Genomic DNA, 14,195 nt, shown 5'->3' with positions numbered 1-14,195 from the left:
AGCGGCTTTTGCGCCTTCGGCGCGGCTATTGGCAACCTGCCTTCGGCGGTTGCGGCTGTTATCGATTCGCTTACCACGGGGTAGGTCGCGCTTTCAGCGCGACTGGGTCTGGGAAAGGCTGTTAGTCAGGCGGTGTAATGAGATTTGAATTCGGGTGTTGGTGTTTTGCCACTGCTTTATGTCCGGATGGGTTAACCAGTTTAAGTCTTTGCCGATGGCTAGTTGTGTTTCGAGTTCCGCACTCGACCCGATGGCGTAAAACAGGATTCTCCGCCGGTCCGCCATCGTGTCCCTCACCATGGCTTCCGCTATATTGCTCGGAATCGACAGCGCTGAACGACCAATTTGGTCTCTAAAGAAATAGTGCTTAGAGTCACTGACATGGCGCAAAACAGCGGTTGCCAGCGCCATCGACTCTTGCCAAACCCAAAGTGTGTGATAGTTCATCGCTTCACCCAAATGACAAAAGCCTAGCAACTCATTCTAAAAGCAAAGCAAATTTGCGATATTTCCCACACAACAAATGCCATAATTTTCCCGGCGAGCGAAGCGAGCCGAAAACAGCCGCAACCGCCGAAGGCAGGTTGCCAATAGCCGCGCCGAAGGTGCAAAAAACCGCTGCGCGCGTAGCAAGCAGCAAACAGCCGTTGGCGAAGCCAACAAAAAGCCGCGGACAACGTCCGTAAACAGCCGTGGTTTCACGCCCAGGTTTCGGTTATAATCGGCGCTTTCTCAAACACTCGAAAAACAGGGTACGGACTCGCCCGTCATGGAACTGATTCGCGGTACACACAATTTACGTGCAGAGCACCGGGGTTGCGTATTAACCATCGGCAACTTCGATGGCGTGCATTTAGGCCACCAGGCGGTACTGCGGCAGGTGCGGGCGAAGGCTGAGGCGTTGGGCGTGCCGTCGGCGGTAATGACCTTTGAACCCCAGCCACAGGAGTTGTTCCAGCCGGAGCAGGCGCCGGCGCGCTTGACCAACTGGCGTGAAAAGTATCTGGCGCTGCGTGATCAGGATGTTGATCGCCACATCGTTATCGAATTTAATAAAAAATTCGCCAGCCAACCGGCTCGCGAATTCATTGAAAAGACCCTGGTTGAAAAACTCGGTGTGAAGTTTCTGGTGGTCGGCGACGACTTCCGTTTTGGCTACAAGCGCGAAGGCGACTTCAGCCTTCTGCAGCAAGCCGGTAAAGAGCTCGGCTTTGAAGTGGTCGACACCCGCAGTTACCGCCAGCAGCAACAGCGGGTCAGCAGTACCGCCATTCGTAAAGCGTTGGAAGAAGGCGACTTTAAAAACGCCGAAGCCATGCTCGGCCGCCCTTATCAAATGCAGGGTAAAGTCGTACACGGGCGCAAAAACGGCCGCACCATCGGCTTTCCCACCGCCAACATCCCGTTAAAACGCCTAAAAAGCCCGCTACACGGCGTCTTTGCCGTAACGGTAACTGTTGACGAAAAAGTGGGGTTATCGTGCGAGCCAAGCGAGCACCCAAAACCTCGCGCCGAAGGCAGCGAGCTACACCGCGCGAAGCGCCTAACCCGCGAAGCCTATGACGGCGTCGCCAACCTCGGCACCCGCCCAACCCTGAACGGCGACGAAGTCCAATTAGAAGTGCATTTATTCGATTTTTCAGGCAACCTGTACGGTCAACGAGTCACCGTCACACCGGTTGCTAAACTTAGAGCAGAGCAACGCTTTGCCTCGTTAGAACATTTGAAACAACAGATAGAAAAAGATGCCGCTCGCGCTAAACAACTGTTGGCTCACGAAGCCGAACGTTAGCGTGATGTCGTTATAACTATGCGGAAATGGAAACAGTGACCCATGAGTGAATACAAGCATACGCTAAACCTGCCGGAAACGGCGTTCCCGATGCGCGGTAACCTGGCGCAGCGTGAACCGAAAATGCTCAAAGACTGGTACGCCGATGATCTGTACGGAGCCATCCGTCAGGCCAAACAAGGCAAGCCGAGTTTTATTTTGCACGACGGCCCTCCGTACGCGAACGGCAAAATTCACATTGGTCACGCCGTTAACAAGATTCTGAAAGACGTTATCGTAAAAGCGAAAACGTTGAGCGATTTCGACGCACCCTATGTACCCGGCTGGGACTGTCACGGTCTGCCGATCGAACTGCAGGTTGAGAAAAAACACGGTAAACCGGGCCAGAAACTGAGCCTGGCGGAGTTCCGTGAAAAATGCCGTGAGTACGCGCAAACTCAAATCGATCAGCAACGCGACGACTTTAAACGTCTGGGCGTGTTGGGTGACTGGGATAACCCGTACCTGACCATGAACTTTAAGCAGGAAGCCGACAGCGTTCGTGCACTGGCCAAGATCATCGAAAAAGGCCATATGCACCAAGGCTTCAAGCCGGTGCACTGGTGTACCGACTGTGGTTCGGCGCTGGCTGAAGCCGAGGTTGAGTACAAAGATAAAACCTCACCGGCGATTGATGTAAAAATGCCGCTGGCGGCCACCGAAGAAGCGCTGACCCGTTTTAGTACGCCGGAAGGTCATGCCGGTGAAGGCAAGCTCAGTATGGTTATCTGGACCACCACACCGTGGACCATTCCGGCTAACCGCGCGGTGACACTGGCGGAAGGGCTGGAATACGCGCTGGTACAAATTGAGCAGGACGACGACCGCGAAGCCGAGCGCGTCATCCTTGCCAGTGACCTCGTCAATGACTGTATGGATCGCTGGGGCATCAAGCATTATCACAAGCTGGGCTTCAGCACTGGTAAGAAGCTGGAAGGCCTGCAACTGAATCATCCGCTGTTTGATTTTAACGTGCCGGTGATTCTTGGTGACCACGTCACGACCGAAAGCGGTACCGGTTGTGTGCATACCGCGCCGGGCCATGGTGTGGACGACTTTTTGGTGGGTCAAAAGTACGGCATCGAGGTGTATAACCCGGTGGGCGACAACGGCGTTTATAAAGACGACACGCCGATGTTTGCCGGTCAGCACGTATTCAAAGCCAATCAGCCGATCATCGACGCGCTGCGCGATGCCGGTAACCTGATGCACGCGGAGGCGTACGAGCACTCGTATCCGCACTGCTGGCGTCACAAAACGCCGATCATTTTCCGGGCCACACCGCAGTGGTTTATCAGCATGGAAAAACAAGGCCTGCGTCAGCACGCACTGGAACAGATTAAGCAGGTCGGCTGGTTCCCGGAGTGGGGCGAAAGCCGTATTGCGTCGATGGTTGAAGGCCGTCCGGACTGGTGTATTTCGCGGCAGCGTACCTGGGGTAACCCGATTGCGGTGTTTGTCCATAAAGACACCGAAGAGCTGCACCCGAACACACTGGAGCTGATGGAAAAAGTCGCGCAGTTGATCGAAAAAGACGGCGTGCAGGCGTGGTTCGATTTAGAGCCGGAAACGCTGCTGGGCGACGAAGCCAAAGATTATCGTAAAGTCACCGACACGCTTGATGTGTGGTTCGACTCCGGTGTGACCCATCACTGCGTACTGCGTGAGTTCAAAGGCCTGAGCTGGCCGGCGGATCTGTACCTGGAAGGTTCGGATCAGCACCGTGGCTGGTTCCAGAGCTCATTGGTGACCGGTGTCGCGATGTACGACGAAGCGCCTTACCATCAGGTACTGACGCACGGCTTCACCGTCGACGCTAAGGGCCGTAAAATGTCCAAGTCCATCGGTAACGTGGTGGCGCCGCAGGATGTGATGAACAAACTCGGTGGCGATATCCTGCGTTTGTGGGTGGCGTCTGCCGATTACTCCGGCGAGATGACGGTATCGGACGAAATTCTCAAGCGTTCAGCCGATGCGTACCGTCGTATCCGTAATACCTCGCGCTTCCTGCTGGCCAACCTGAGTGGTTTCGACCCGGCGCAACACCGTGTCGTGATGGCCGATATGGTCGAGTTGGATCGCTGGATTGTCGGCCGTGCAGCTGACCTGCAGAAGCAACTGGTGGAGCATTACAACAACTACCAGTTCCTCACGGTGGTACAAAAGCTGATGCATTTCTGCTCCATCGAACTGGGCAGTTTTTACCTCGACATCATCAAGGATCGTCAGTACACCGCCAAGGCCGACAGCTTAGCGCGTCGTTCTTGTCAGACCGCGCTGTATCATATCGCTGAGGCGCTGGTACGCTGGATGGCTCCGATTTGCAGCTTCACCGCGCAAGAAATTTGGGAACTGTTGCCGGGACAACGTTCTAAGTATGTATTTACCGAAGTCTGGTATGACGGTTTTGCCGAGTTTGCCGGCGTTAAAGACGAAGAAAACCAGTTCTGGATGCAACTGCTGGAAGTCCGAGATAGTGTTAATCAGGCGCTGGAACAGGCGCGTCGTAACGACGTCATCGGCGGTTCGTTACAGGCGGAAGTGACGCTGTTTGCGGACGACGCACTGGCGGCTAAACTGGCGCGTCTGGGTGATGAGTTGCGGTTTGCGCTGCTGACCTCGGAAGCGACGGTAAAACCGTTAGCCGAAGCGGATGCTGAATCGTTAAAAGCCGAAAAACTGCCACTGGCGGTCAGCGTTGCTGCGAGCAACTACAAGAAATGTGAGCGCTGCTGGCATCACCGCGAGGAAGTCGGCACCATCGACGGCCACGACGATTTGTGTCAGCGTTGCGTAACCAACATTGACGGAGAAGGTGAGGAACGTCGTTTTGCCTAACGAGATGCTAAAAAAACGCGCCTCCGGGCTGCGCTATCTGTGGATAACCGTGCTGATGGTGATCGTCGACCAGATCACCAAAGTGTGGGTGGCCGCGGAGTTTGAACTATACGAAAGCCGGGTAGTGATTGACGGCTTGTTTAACCTCACCTACGTTCACAATTACGGCGCTGCGTTCAGTTTTCTGAGTGACGGCGGAGGCTGGCAACGCTGGTTCTTTACCGTCATCGCCATCGCCATCAGCGCGGTGCTGCTGATCTGGCTGCGCCGCAACCCGGTAAATTTCTGGCGCCAGAATCTGTCGTTCGCGTTGATTTTATCCGGTGCTATCGGTAACGTCGCCGACCGCATGATGTACGGCTACGTCATCGACTTTTTGGACGTGCACTATCAGGGCTGGCACTGGCCGGCCTTTAACGTCGCCGATATGGCCATCACCATTGGTGCGGCATTGATGTTATTAGAAGCCTTCGTGGAGAATCGTCGCGACGATACCGAAGCGGAGCGCGAGGAGGGTAAGAAGTAGTATGAGTCGTTTACCCATCGAAGATGGTCGCGAAGTGGTCATGCATTTTACCATCAAGCTGTCGGACGGCTCGGTCGCCGACAGCACCAAGATGTCCGGTAAGCCGGCGAAATTTCGTATGGGCGACGGTAGCCTGACGGAAAACTTCGAAGCTTGCCTGATTGGCCTGCGTGCCGGCTCTAAGCGTGAATTTACGCTGGAACCTAAAGACGCTTTCGGCGAGCCGAACCCGGATAACTTTTATTACGTGGACTCGTCTAAGTTCAGTGACGAAACCAAACCGGAAGTGGGTGCCATTCTGGCCTTTACCCAACCGGACGGTACCGAGCTGCCGGGCATTGTCCGCAAAATCAATGGTCCAACCGTTACCATCGATTTTAATCACCCGCTGGCCGGCCAGACGGTGATTTTTGATGTCGAAATTATCAGTGTTGAGCCTTAATGGCGTTAACCGCGCCAGTTGCTGAAGGCTCCGGAGGAATTATGCAAATACTGTTAGCCAACCCACGCGGGTTTTGTGCCGGTGTTGACCGCGCCATTACCATCGTTGAACGTGCGCTGGAAATTTTTGAACCGCCGATTTATGTGCGCCACGAAGTGGTGCATAACAAATACGTGGTGAATTCATTAAAAGACGCAGGCGCAGTATTTGTCGAAGAGCTGGACGAAGTGCCTGACGACGCCATCGTCATTTTCAGTGCGCACGGGGTGTCGCAGGCGGTACGTCAAAACGCCAAAGACCGTGGTCTAAAAGTGTTTGATGCCACTTGCCCACTGGTGACCAAAGTGCATATGGAAGTCACCCGTGCTAGCCGCAAAGGGCATGAGTGCGTATTAATCGGCCACGCCGGCCATCCGGAAGTCGAAGGTACCATGGGCCAGTACGCCAATCCTAACGGTGGCATGTACCTGGTTGAATCGCCGGACGATGTGGCGACGTTGCAGGTGAAAGATGCTAATAATCTGTATTACATGAGCCAAACAACGTTGTCAGTTGATGATACCGCCGACGTGATTGATGCTCTAAAAATGCGCTTTCCGAACATTCAGGGACCGCGCAAGGATGACATTTGTTACGCCACCCAGAACCGCCAGGATGCGGTGCGCGAACTGGCTGGTGAAGCGGATTTAATGTTAGTAGTGGGAGCCAGCAACAGCTCAAATTCAAATCGTCTGCGCGAGTTGTCGGAAAAAATGGGCACCCCGGCCTATTTGATCGACGACGCCAGTTGCATCGACCGCAGCTGGCTTGACGGCAAACAACGCATCGCCGTCACCGCCGGCGCCTCAGCCCCGGAAGTATTGGTCAAATCAGTCATCGACCAACTACGCGAATGGGGCGGCGAGACCGTCACCGAACGCGCAGGCCGAGCCGAAAACATCACCTTCTCCATCCCGCCGGACTTGCGCCCGTAACTCGCGCCTTTCGTAGCTTGCGCCTCTGGCGCAAGAACTCTTTGCCGCTGTAGCGGCGGCTAGTTCTGCCTTTACCGTGTCAGAATAAACCTCAGGCTATAGGCATCAGCGGATAGGGTTAGAACAGCTCGGTGCGCGTCGATGACATCGAGCTGCCAGTCTATTTCCATAGCTTCAACTGAAACGCTACCCTCCCGCCATTGCGCTGCGATATCGGCATGTAACGTCATCATGGCTTCGACCCGCTCCGCTCGTTGTTGCACCTTAAGTTGTGTCGCCAGGCCGGTTTGTAGTGCATATAAGCTACTGGGGAGCCACAGGGCGAAAATCGCGGCGGCTACCAATACCTCCAGTAGTGAAAATCCATCATTCCTTTTCAAGCTGCGCATAATAGGCCTGCTGACGCACAAATTGCTGCTCGTTACGCTGCTTGAGTAATAGCCACTGCCGGTGTTGTTGCGCCTGCAGCGCCTGTGCCTGAAACAGCAACCCTGCCAGCGCCATCGAGCTAAGCGCGGTGAGCGTCACCACCGTCATTAACACTGCCAGCCCGCGCTGGTGACGAAGATTAGCGCGCAACATGCAGAACCACCTCGCGCTTAAAGGCATGATAACTGTCATCGCGCGGCGACTTAGCTCTCAGTGCCAGCTCAAGTAACGCTGCCGCAGCGGTTGGGGTTAACTGCATAACCAGCTCATCGACGGCAATATCATGGTAATGGCTCAGACTTTGCCAGCCACGCTCCGGGCAATGAGGGGCGAGGGTGTGGCGCTGTACCTGACGATTTTTAACCCGATAGGCTAACAGCCGGCCGTCGTGCTGTGGCAGCAAATAGCAACGGCCGCTTAATGCGATGGCGTCGGGGTTGGCATTGGCAGCATCCTGGGCGATCTGTTCAATCAGTGACTGTGCCGTTAAAAAAGCCTTGGTCGATTCGCCTGACCCCAGTTGCTGGCCCAACTGCCAGGCCCAGGTCTGCTGCACCGCGAGCACCACCAGCAAGCCCAGCGAAGCGGCGACCATCATTTCCAGTAAGCTCGCTCCGTTCTGACAACGCCTTAACACGGCCGCAACCCGCTAAGCCGTTGCCCAGCCGACTGACAGCGACGAATCCGGCCAAGCCCGCTGATAATAATCTTTACTGCATAACCGCCGTTACGCAACTCCAGGCTGCCGGCCCGGGCAAAACCGCTGGCCCCCTCAAAACTCAACGGCGCACCGGCATAAAAGTTATGCGTCAACAGCAACCGCGGCGGCAGCTCCGTTGCCAACGACGCCAAATCCACCGTAATCGAACGGTCTTCAGCCATCGCAAAAGCCTTACGTTGTTGCAGCAACAACATCACCCGTTCACTCCACACCGCCATCTGCACCCGCTCCGAGGTCTGCTGTAACCCCGGCATCCCCGCCGCCAGCAAGAACGCCACCACCACCATCGACACCAATAACTCAAGCAAACTAAAGCCCATCACAACACCGTTCAAAACCACCCAGTTTAGCCACCTTTGGCCAAACGCCCATTGCACGGTAACGGATAAATTCGTACGCGATATCGGCTTCGATCTTGATGGGATCCGATGACGGATGCTGGACTTTTTCCATCGGTGCGCTCGCCTGCGGCTCGCTAAACCGATGGCTACACACGATCTGCAAAGACTCAGTAATGAAGCCGAGATCTGAGTGTTGAAAGCATTTATCGAAAAATTCTTTAAAACCCGGCGAGCCGGCATCCCCACAAAGCCCGTTCAGATCCTCGGTACCCGCCGGTTTAGTGAGGCGTAGCCGAACGCACCGGCGGAGCAAAGCCCGCATCCGCCGAAAAAGCCAATCGAAGCCCTAGAGCATTTATGGCACACATCTTGAATAACACAACCCCAGATTCAAACTTTTGACGCGAGAAACGAAGTATGGCGAGTGGTGCGGAACGGCTTAACAGCGTAAAAGCATTTGCACAGAATAACTCCTATTTAATCAAAGGTTTCGGTACCCCCCTGGCGGTGATGGCGATACTGGCGATGGTGGTGTTGCCGATCCCGGCGATGATCCTGGATATATTATTCTCGTTTTCCATCACCCTGTCGCTGGTGGTGATGCTGGTTGCGGTTTATACCCAGCGACCACTGGACTTTGCGGCGTTTCCGACGGTGCTGCTGATCGCCACCGTCCTGCGCTTGTCGCTCAACGTCGCCTCCACCCGTATTGTATTGCTCGAAGGTCACAACGGTCCGGGCGCTGCCGGTAGCGTTATCGAAGCCTTTGGTAGCGTGGTGATCGGCGGTAACTACACCGTCGGTTTGGTGGTGTTCGCCATTCTGGTTATCATCAACTTCGTGGTTATCACCAAGGGTGCCGGACGTATCTCGGAAGTGACCGCACGTTTTACCCTTGACGCCATGCCGGGTAAACAAATGGCCATTGACGCCGACCTGAACGCCGGTTTGATCAACCAGGAAGAAGCCAAACAGCGTCGTCAGGACGTTACCCGCGAGGCGGACTTCTACGGTTCAATGGACGGTGCCAGTAAATTCGTTAAAGGCGACGCCATCGCCGGTATTCTGATCCTGCTGATTAACATCATCGGCGGCTTCCTGATTGGGATGATCCAACATGGTCTGAGCTTCGGCGAAGCCATCGAGGTTTACACCCTGCTGACCATTGGTGACGGTTTGGTCGCGCAAATCCCGGCACTGTTACTGTCGGTTGCCACCGCCATCATCATCACCCGCGAAAACGACACCAAAGACATGGGCGACGCGGTGGTGTTTCAGTTGGTCGACAACCCCCGTGTCCTGGTGATTGCCAGTGCCGTGTTGTTTGCGCTGGGCGTGATCCCGGGCATGCCACACCTGGCGTTTTTAAGCATGTCGGCGGTACTGGCCGGCGCCGCTTACTTCAAAATCAAGAAAAGCGAAACTCAGGAAGGTGAGCTGGTCGAAAAAGAGCAGCAGGAGCAAAAACAACAGCAAGTCCAAAAAGAGCTCAGTTGGGACGACGTGCGCCATGTCGATACCCTGGGCCTGGAAGTGGGTTATCGTCTGATCCCGTTAGTCGACAAGTCGCAGGGCGGCGAGCTGTTGTCGCGCATCAAGGGTGTGCGTAAGAAGCAGTCGCAGGAATTCGGCTTTCTGGTACCTTCGGTGCACATTCGCGACAACCTCGATTTAGGCCCGAACAGCTACCGCATTACCATGATGGGCGTCACCATGGGCGAAGCCGAGATCCGTCACGACTGGGAACTGGCGATTAATCCGGGTCAGGTGTTCGGCGAACTGGACGGTGAAAAGACCAAAGATCCGGCCTTTGGCCTGGATGCGGTGTGGATCCGCCCGGAACAGCGTGAACACGCGCAAACGCTGGGTTACACCGTGGTGGACGCGGCGACGGTGGTGGCAACTCACCTAAGCCAAATCGTCACCAACCACGCGTCACAGTTGCTGGGTCACGAAGAAGCGCAGGAACTACTCGATCGCCTTGGCCGCAGCCATCCGAAACTGGTCGAAGGGCTGGTACCGGATATGCTGTCGCTGGGCAATTTTGTCAAAGTGCTGCAAAACCTGCTCGATGAGGGCATCGCCATCCGCGATATGCGTACCATCGTACAGACCCTGGTGGAATACGCACCACGGAGTCAAGATCCTGACGTTCTCACCGCCGCCGTGCGCATCGCCCTGCGTCGTCTGATCGTGCAGGATATCTCGGAGGGCGCGCCAGAACTGCCGGTTATCACGTTAGCGCCAGAGTTGGAACAGATGTTGCATCAGTCTTTGCAAGCCGCCGGTAATGACGGTAATCAGCAAGGTGCAGGCATCGAACCCGGTCTTGCAGAACGGTTACAGGAATCATTACGCGACGTACATCAGCAACAGGAAATGAACGGAGAACCGTCGGTGTTGCTGACCTCGGGGCTACTGCGCTCGACCATGGCACGCTTTGCCCGTCACGCGACAGATGGCATGAGAGTACTGAGTTATCAGGAAATCCCCGATGATAAACAAATTCGGATCGTCAGCTCTATCGGTGGAAACCAAACCGTGGGCCAGAATAGTTAGGATGGGAGTCGCTTGTGAAAATTAAACGCTTTTTTGCCGAAGATATGCGCCGCGCATTGCTGCAGGTAAAAGAAACCCTGGGCCCGGACGCTGTGATCATGTCGAATAAAAAGGTCAACGGTGGCATCGAAATCGTCGCCGCCGTCGACCCCGACGCCCAACAACCCGAAGCAGCACCCGTAGGTCGCGCCTCTGGCGCGACAGAGGAGCCAGCCAGCTCCCTCGCCGAACTCCTCCAACGCCAAGCAGCGAGTGCCGAAGGCACAAGCCACGGCCAAAATCCGGCGAGTGCCGAAGGCACAAGCCACCCCGTAGGTCGCGCCTTTGGCGCGACAGCAAGCGCAAGTGCCGAAGGCACAAGCGAATCCGTAGGTCGCGCCTTTGGCGCGACAGCAAGCGCAAGTGCCGAAGGCACAAGCGCGCCAAACCAGCAAGCAAGCGACGAAGGAGCGCGCGCCCAGCAAGCGGCAACGCCGCGCCAAGCAAGCCCACAGGGCGCCGAGCAAGCCCCGCAGGGGCGCCAAGCGCTCGGGGATGACATCCCCGAGCACGTCAGTGGCGGCAGTGCTGCTGAAATCGCCGAATTAAAAGCCCAGATCCGCGGCATCAAAGATCTGTTGCAACATCAGCTAAGCGGCCTGATGAAGCAAGAAATCGAGCGCGAAGAACCCATCCGTGCCATGCTCACCAAGCGTTTGATGGGCATGGGTCTGAGCGAACGCATCGCCGATCAGATCGCCTGTTTCATTCCCGAAGGCGGCGAAGACGACGACAGCTGGGAGCAATGCCTGCAATTACTGGAAGGTCAGCTCAATACCACCGCTGACGATATTTTGACGCGTGGCGGCGCGGTGGCCTTGGTAGGCCCGACCGGTGTCGGCAAAACCACGACCATTGCCAAGCTGGCAGCACGTTACGCGCAGCGTCACGGCGCTGACAAAGTGGCGCTGATCACCACCGACACCTTCCGTATTGGTGCCAGTGAACAATTACAGACCTATGGACGTATCCTGGGTTGTCCGGTAAAAATTGCCAATAACGCCAAAGAGTTAGCCGATGCGTTACTGACGCTGCGCGATAAATCACTGATCCTGATCGACACCGCCGGTATGGGTCAGCGTGATAAACGCCTGAATGACCAACTGGCCACGTTACTGCACAATAACCGTCTGCGTATTCGTCCATATCTGGTATTATCAGCAACGTCACAAACGCAGGTACTGAATGACGCTGTCAAACAGTTTAAAACACTGCCGTTGAGTGGCTGTATTTTTACCAAACTGGACGAATGCCTGAGTCTGGGTGAGAGCATCAGTGTTGCCATCGAGCATGGCATGGCGGTAAGTTATCTAACCAACGGCCAGCAAGTTCCGGAAGACATCAAAGTGGCGGACGCCCATTTTCTGGTGAACGAAGCTGAGCGCTTGTATGACAAAAGCATTTGTTCGAACATGACAGAGATGCCAAAATCGTACTGGCACACGAGTATTAACTAAAGAAGTAGCGCGCACATGGATCAAGCAAGTGGCTTAAGAAGAATGAAACAGTCAAAGATCAAAGTAATTGCAGTCACCGGAGGCAAAGGCGGCGTGGGTAAAACCAACGTGTCGCTGAATATGGCGATTGCAATGGCGCAGCAGGGTAAGCGCGTCTTGGTCTTAGACGCCGATCTGGGGTTAGCAAACGTTGACGTTATGTTGGGCCTCAGAGTGCGTAAAAACCTTTCTCATGTGCTCGACGGTACCGCCGATTTGCGGGACATCCTGGTGGAAGGGCCGGCGGGCATCCAAATCGTACCGGCCACTTCAGGTACGCGCACCATGGTCGAGTTGACCGAGCGTGAACACGCCAGCCTGATCCAGGCATTCAGTGAGCTTCAGGGCGATTTTGATGTCTTGATCGTCGATACCGCCGCCGGTATTGGCAACACGGTGGTCAGCTTTGCGCGGGCATCCCAGGACGTTATCGTGGTGGTCTGTGACGAACCGACGTCAATTACCGATGCGTACGCGTTGATGAAAGTATTGAGTCGCGACCAGGGTGTGTTTAAGTTTAAGGTGGTTGCCAATATGGTACGCAACCTCCGTGACGGCCAGGTGCTGTTTAATAAATTGACAAAAGTCACCGATCGATTTTTGGATGTCGCGTTAGAATTGTCCGCTATTATTCCGTTTGACGAAAACCTGCGTCAGGCGGTCAGAAAGCAAAAGGCGATGGTCGTGGCGCACCCGAAATCACCCGCATCGTTGGCGATAAAAGCGCTGGCGAAGAAGGCCCTGGACTGGCCAATCCCTGCCCAAGCAGGTGGGCACATGGAATTTTTCCTTGAACAATTAATAACTTCTGCCGATAACAGATCTAAGCAGGATGTTGCCAATGAATAAAGCAGCTGTGTACAGTGCGCATGCCGACAACCGTCAGGCCATTATCGAGAAGCATACCGGTCTGGTTAAGCGTATCGCGCACCACATGATGGCGCGATTGCCGGCCAGTGTGCAAATCGACGACCTGATCCAGTCGGGCATGATTGGTTTATTGGAAGCGGCACGAAATTTTGACGGCAGCAAAGGGGCCAGCTTTGAAACCTTTGCCGGCATTCGTATTCGCGGTGCGATGCTTGACGAAATCCGCCGGGGAGACTGGGCGCCGCGCTCCGTACACCGAAATCACCGGCGGGTACTGGAAGCCATTCGGCAGGTTGAGAACGAAACCGGCCGTGATGCCAAAGACGTAGAAGTAGCGGCACAATTGGAGCTGTCGCTGGACGAGTATCATGCTATCTTGCGTGATGTAAACTCGGGACGCATCATCGGTATTGAAGACCTCGGGGTGTCAGAAGATGCGATCATACCCGAGCAGGTAAGCGGCGCGCATTACGAGCCGCAACGGGATATCGAGAACGATGCCTTTCATCGGGCGTTAGTCGAAACCATTTCGTCATTACCTGAACGTGAAGCTTTGGTGCTTTCGTTGTATTATGATGAAGAACTGAACTTAAAAGAGATTGGCGAAGTACTCAGTGTGAGTGAATCGCGAGTCAGTCAAATTCATAGTCAAGCCATGCTGCGCCTTAAATCGCGTATGCAGAGTTGGGTTGAATAATTTGTGGTAATCGAGAGCCTCAGTGGAGGGAGCTTTGGATAAAAATATGAAAATTCTTGTTGTTGATGACTTTTCAACAATGAGACGAATCATCAAAAACTTACTGCGCGATTTGGGCTTCACCAACATTCAGGAAGCCGACGACGGTAATACCGCGCTGCCCATGTTGCAACAAGGTGACTTTGACTTTGTCGTAACAGACTGGAATATGCCGGGTATGCAAGGCATCGATTTGCTCAAAGAAATTCGCAAAGACGATAAATTGTCACACCTGCCAGTGTTGATGGTAACGGCAGAAGCCAAACGCGAGCAGATCATCCAGGCCGCACAGGCCGGCGTCAACGGATACATCGTGAAACCTTTTACCGCTGCGACGCTAAAAGAAAAACTCGATAAGATCTTCGAACGCATTAGCTAACAGGGCGAGCTATC

Annotated in this window: 16 protein-coding genes; 10 read left to right on the top strand and 6 right to left on the bottom strand. The window is 54.8% G+C overall.

The features are described from left to right. Nucleotides 1–93: 93 nt before the first annotated feature. A complete protein-coding gene (locus tag CWE23_RS03195; protein WP_126819423.1) occupies nt 94–447 on the bottom strand; it encodes a four helix bundle protein in 354 nt (117 codons plus the stop codon). A 322-nt stretch (nt 448–769) separates the two neighbouring features. Here CWE23_RS03195 and ribF point away from each other — a divergent pair, with 322 nt between their 5' ends. The 5 genes from ribF to ispH are packed head-to-tail and all read left to right on the top strand — an operon-like array spanning nt 770 to nt 6,611. After that, entirely contained in the window at nt 770–1,792 is a 1,023-nt protein-coding gene (gene ribF / locus CWE23_RS03190) for a bifunctional riboflavin kinase/FAD synthetase (RefSeq protein WP_126819422.1), read from the top strand. A gap of 42 nt (nt 1,793–1,834) precedes the next feature. After that, nucleotides 1,835–4,669 (top strand): isoleucine--tRNA ligase, encoded by a 2,835-nt coding sequence (gene ileS, locus CWE23_RS03185; RefSeq protein ID WP_126819420.1) that lies wholly within the window; start codon nt 1,835–1,837, stop codon nt 4,667–4,669. Nucleotides 4,670–4,673: 4 nt separating this feature from the next. Continuing rightward, on the top strand, nt 4,674–5,195 hold the full coding sequence (lspA, locus tag CWE23_RS03180) for a signal peptidase II (RefSeq protein WP_105305850.1): 522 nt from the start codon (nt 4,674–4,676) through the stop codon (nt 5,193–5,195). A gap of 1 nt (nt 5,196) precedes the next feature. After that, nucleotides 5,197–5,637, top strand: a complete 441-nt coding sequence (fkpB, locus tag CWE23_RS03175) for an FKBP-type peptidyl-prolyl cis-trans isomerase (RefSeq protein WP_105305851.1) — start codon at nt 5,197–5,199, stop codon at nt 5,635–5,637. 41 nt (nt 5,638–5,678) lie between these two features. Continuing rightward, entirely contained in the window at nt 5,679–6,611 is a 933-nt protein-coding gene (gene ispH / locus CWE23_RS03170; RefSeq protein ID WP_126819419.1) for a 4-hydroxy-3-methylbut-2-enyl diphosphate reductase, read from the top strand. A gap of 71 nt (nt 6,612–6,682) precedes the next feature. Here ispH and CWE23_RS03165 read toward each other — a convergent pair whose 3' ends face one another. Genes CWE23_RS03165 through CWE23_RS13805 form a run of 5 tightly spaced genes read right to left on the bottom strand, consistent with a single transcriptional unit; the run spans nt 6,683 to nt 8,214 of the window. Continuing rightward, entirely contained in the window at nt 6,683–7,000 is a 318-nt protein-coding gene (locus tag CWE23_RS03165) for a PulJ/GspJ family protein (RefSeq protein ID WP_126819417.1), read from the bottom strand. Then, nucleotides 6,978–7,193, bottom strand: a complete 216-nt coding sequence (locus CWE23_RS03160; protein WP_105305853.1) for a Type II secretion pathway-like protein — start codon at nt 7,191–7,193, stop codon at nt 6,978–6,980. Before CWE23_RS03160 ends, CWE23_RS03165 begins: the two co-directional genes overlap by 23 nt. Further along, nucleotides 7,180–7,638, bottom strand: a complete 459-nt coding sequence (locus CWE23_RS03155; protein ID WP_126819416.1) for a hypothetical protein — start codon at nt 7,636–7,638, stop codon at nt 7,180–7,182. Before CWE23_RS03155 ends, CWE23_RS03160 begins: the two co-directional genes overlap by 14 nt. Before the next feature lie 32 nt (nt 7,639–7,670). Next, nucleotides 7,671–8,081 carry a prepilin-type N-terminal cleavage/methylation domain-containing protein gene (locus CWE23_RS13810; RefSeq protein WP_157982900.1) on the bottom strand — a complete coding sequence of 137 codons (411 nt, stop codon included), beginning with the start codon at nt 8,079–8,081 and terminating at the stop codon, nt 7,671–7,673. Beyond that, nucleotides 8,071–8,214, bottom strand: a complete 144-nt coding sequence (locus tag CWE23_RS13805) for a hypothetical protein (protein ID WP_157982899.1) — start codon at nt 8,212–8,214, stop codon at nt 8,071–8,073. The genes CWE23_RS13810 and CWE23_RS13805 overlap by 11 nt, the downstream gene beginning before the upstream one ends. Before the next feature lie 305 nt (nt 8,215–8,519). Between CWE23_RS13805 and flhA the strand changes: the two genes are divergently transcribed. Genes flhA through cheY form a run of 5 tightly spaced genes read left to right on the top strand, consistent with a single transcriptional unit; the run spans nt 8,520 to nt 14,181 of the window. Then, a complete protein-coding gene (gene flhA / locus CWE23_RS03145) occupies nt 8,520–10,661 on the top strand; it encodes a flagellar biosynthesis protein FlhA (RefSeq protein ID WP_105305857.1) in 2,142 nt (713 codons plus the stop codon). Nucleotides 10,662–10,675: 14 nt separating this feature from the next. Further along, nucleotides 10,676–12,157: a flagellar biosynthesis GTPase FlhF gene (gene flhF / locus CWE23_RS03140; protein ID WP_126819412.1), complete on the top strand. Its 1,482-nt coding sequence runs from the start codon at nt 10,676–10,678 to the stop codon at nt 12,155–12,157. Nucleotides 12,158–12,172: 15 nt separating this feature from the next. Continuing rightward, entirely contained in the window at nt 12,173–13,045 is an 873-nt protein-coding gene (locus CWE23_RS03135) for a MinD/ParA family protein (protein ID WP_126819411.1), read from the top strand. Next, entirely contained in the window at nt 13,038–13,763 is a 726-nt protein-coding gene (locus CWE23_RS03130) for an RNA polymerase sigma factor FliA (protein WP_126819409.1), read from the top strand. Before CWE23_RS03135 ends, CWE23_RS03130 begins: the two co-directional genes overlap by 8 nt. Before the next feature lie 34 nt (nt 13,764–13,797). Further along, the gene (gene cheY / locus CWE23_RS03125; protein WP_105307686.1) at nt 13,798–14,181 is read left to right on the top strand and encodes a chemotaxis response regulator CheY; all 384 of its coding nucleotides are present in this window, start codon (nt 13,798–13,800) and stop codon (nt 14,179–14,181) included. Nucleotides 14,182–14,195: the final 14 nt, after the last annotated feature.

The sequence above is a fragment of the Idiomarina aquatica genome (assembly GCF_003987185.1).
In the GTDB taxonomy this organism is placed as follows: domain Bacteria; phylum Pseudomonadota; class Gammaproteobacteria; order Enterobacterales; family Alteromonadaceae; genus Idiomarina; species Idiomarina aquatica.
This window is presented reverse-complemented; position numbering and strand designations above follow the sequence as displayed.

Bases quoted from the DNA above. Each gene is read 5' to 3' on its own strand.
- CWE23_RS03195 (WP_126819423.1), bottom strand. From the start codon at position 447: ATGAACTATCACACACTTTGGGTTTGGCAAGAGTCGATGGCGCTGGCA.
- ribF (WP_126819422.1), top strand. From the start codon at position 770: ATGGAACTGATTCGCGGTACACACAATTTACGTGCAGAGCACCGGGGT.
- ileS (WP_126819420.1), top strand. From the start codon at position 1,835: ATGAGTGAATACAAGCATACGCTAAACCTGCCGGAAACGGCGTTCCCG.
- lspA (WP_105305850.1), top strand. From the start codon at position 4,674: ATGCTAAAAAAACGCGCCTCCGGGCTGCGCTATCTGTGGATAACCGTG.
- fkpB (WP_105305851.1), top strand. From the start codon at position 5,197: ATGAGTCGTTTACCCATCGAAGATGGTCGCGAAGTGGTCATGCATTTT.
- ispH (WP_126819419.1), top strand. From the start codon at position 5,679: ATGCAAATACTGTTAGCCAACCCACGCGGGTTTTGTGCCGGTGTTGAC.
- CWE23_RS03165 (WP_126819417.1), bottom strand. From the start codon at position 7,000: ATGCGCAGCTTGAAAAGGAATGATGGATTTTCACTACTGGAGGTATTG.
- CWE23_RS03160 (WP_105305853.1), bottom strand. From the start codon at position 7,193: ATGTTGCGCGCTAATCTTCGTCACCAGCGCGGGCTGGCAGTGTTAATG.
- CWE23_RS03155 (WP_126819416.1), bottom strand. From the start codon at position 7,638: ATGATGGTCGCCGCTTCGCTGGGCTTGCTGGTGGTGCTCGCGGTGCAG.
- CWE23_RS13810 (WP_157982900.1), bottom strand. From the start codon at position 8,081: ATGGGCTTTAGTTTGCTTGAGTTATTGGTGTCGATGGTGGTGGTGGCG.
- CWE23_RS13805 (WP_157982899.1), bottom strand. From the start codon at position 8,214: ATGGAAAAAGTCCAGCATCCGTCATCGGATCCCATCAAGATCGAAGCC.
- flhA (WP_105305857.1), top strand. From the start codon at position 8,520: ATGGCGAGTGGTGCGGAACGGCTTAACAGCGTAAAAGCATTTGCACAG.
- CWE23_RS03135 (WP_126819411.1), top strand. From the start codon at position 12,173: ATGGATCAAGCAAGTGGCTTAAGAAGAATGAAACAGTCAAAGATCAAA.
- CWE23_RS03130 (WP_126819409.1), top strand. From the start codon at position 13,038: ATGAATAAAGCAGCTGTGTACAGTGCGCATGCCGACAACCGTCAGGCC.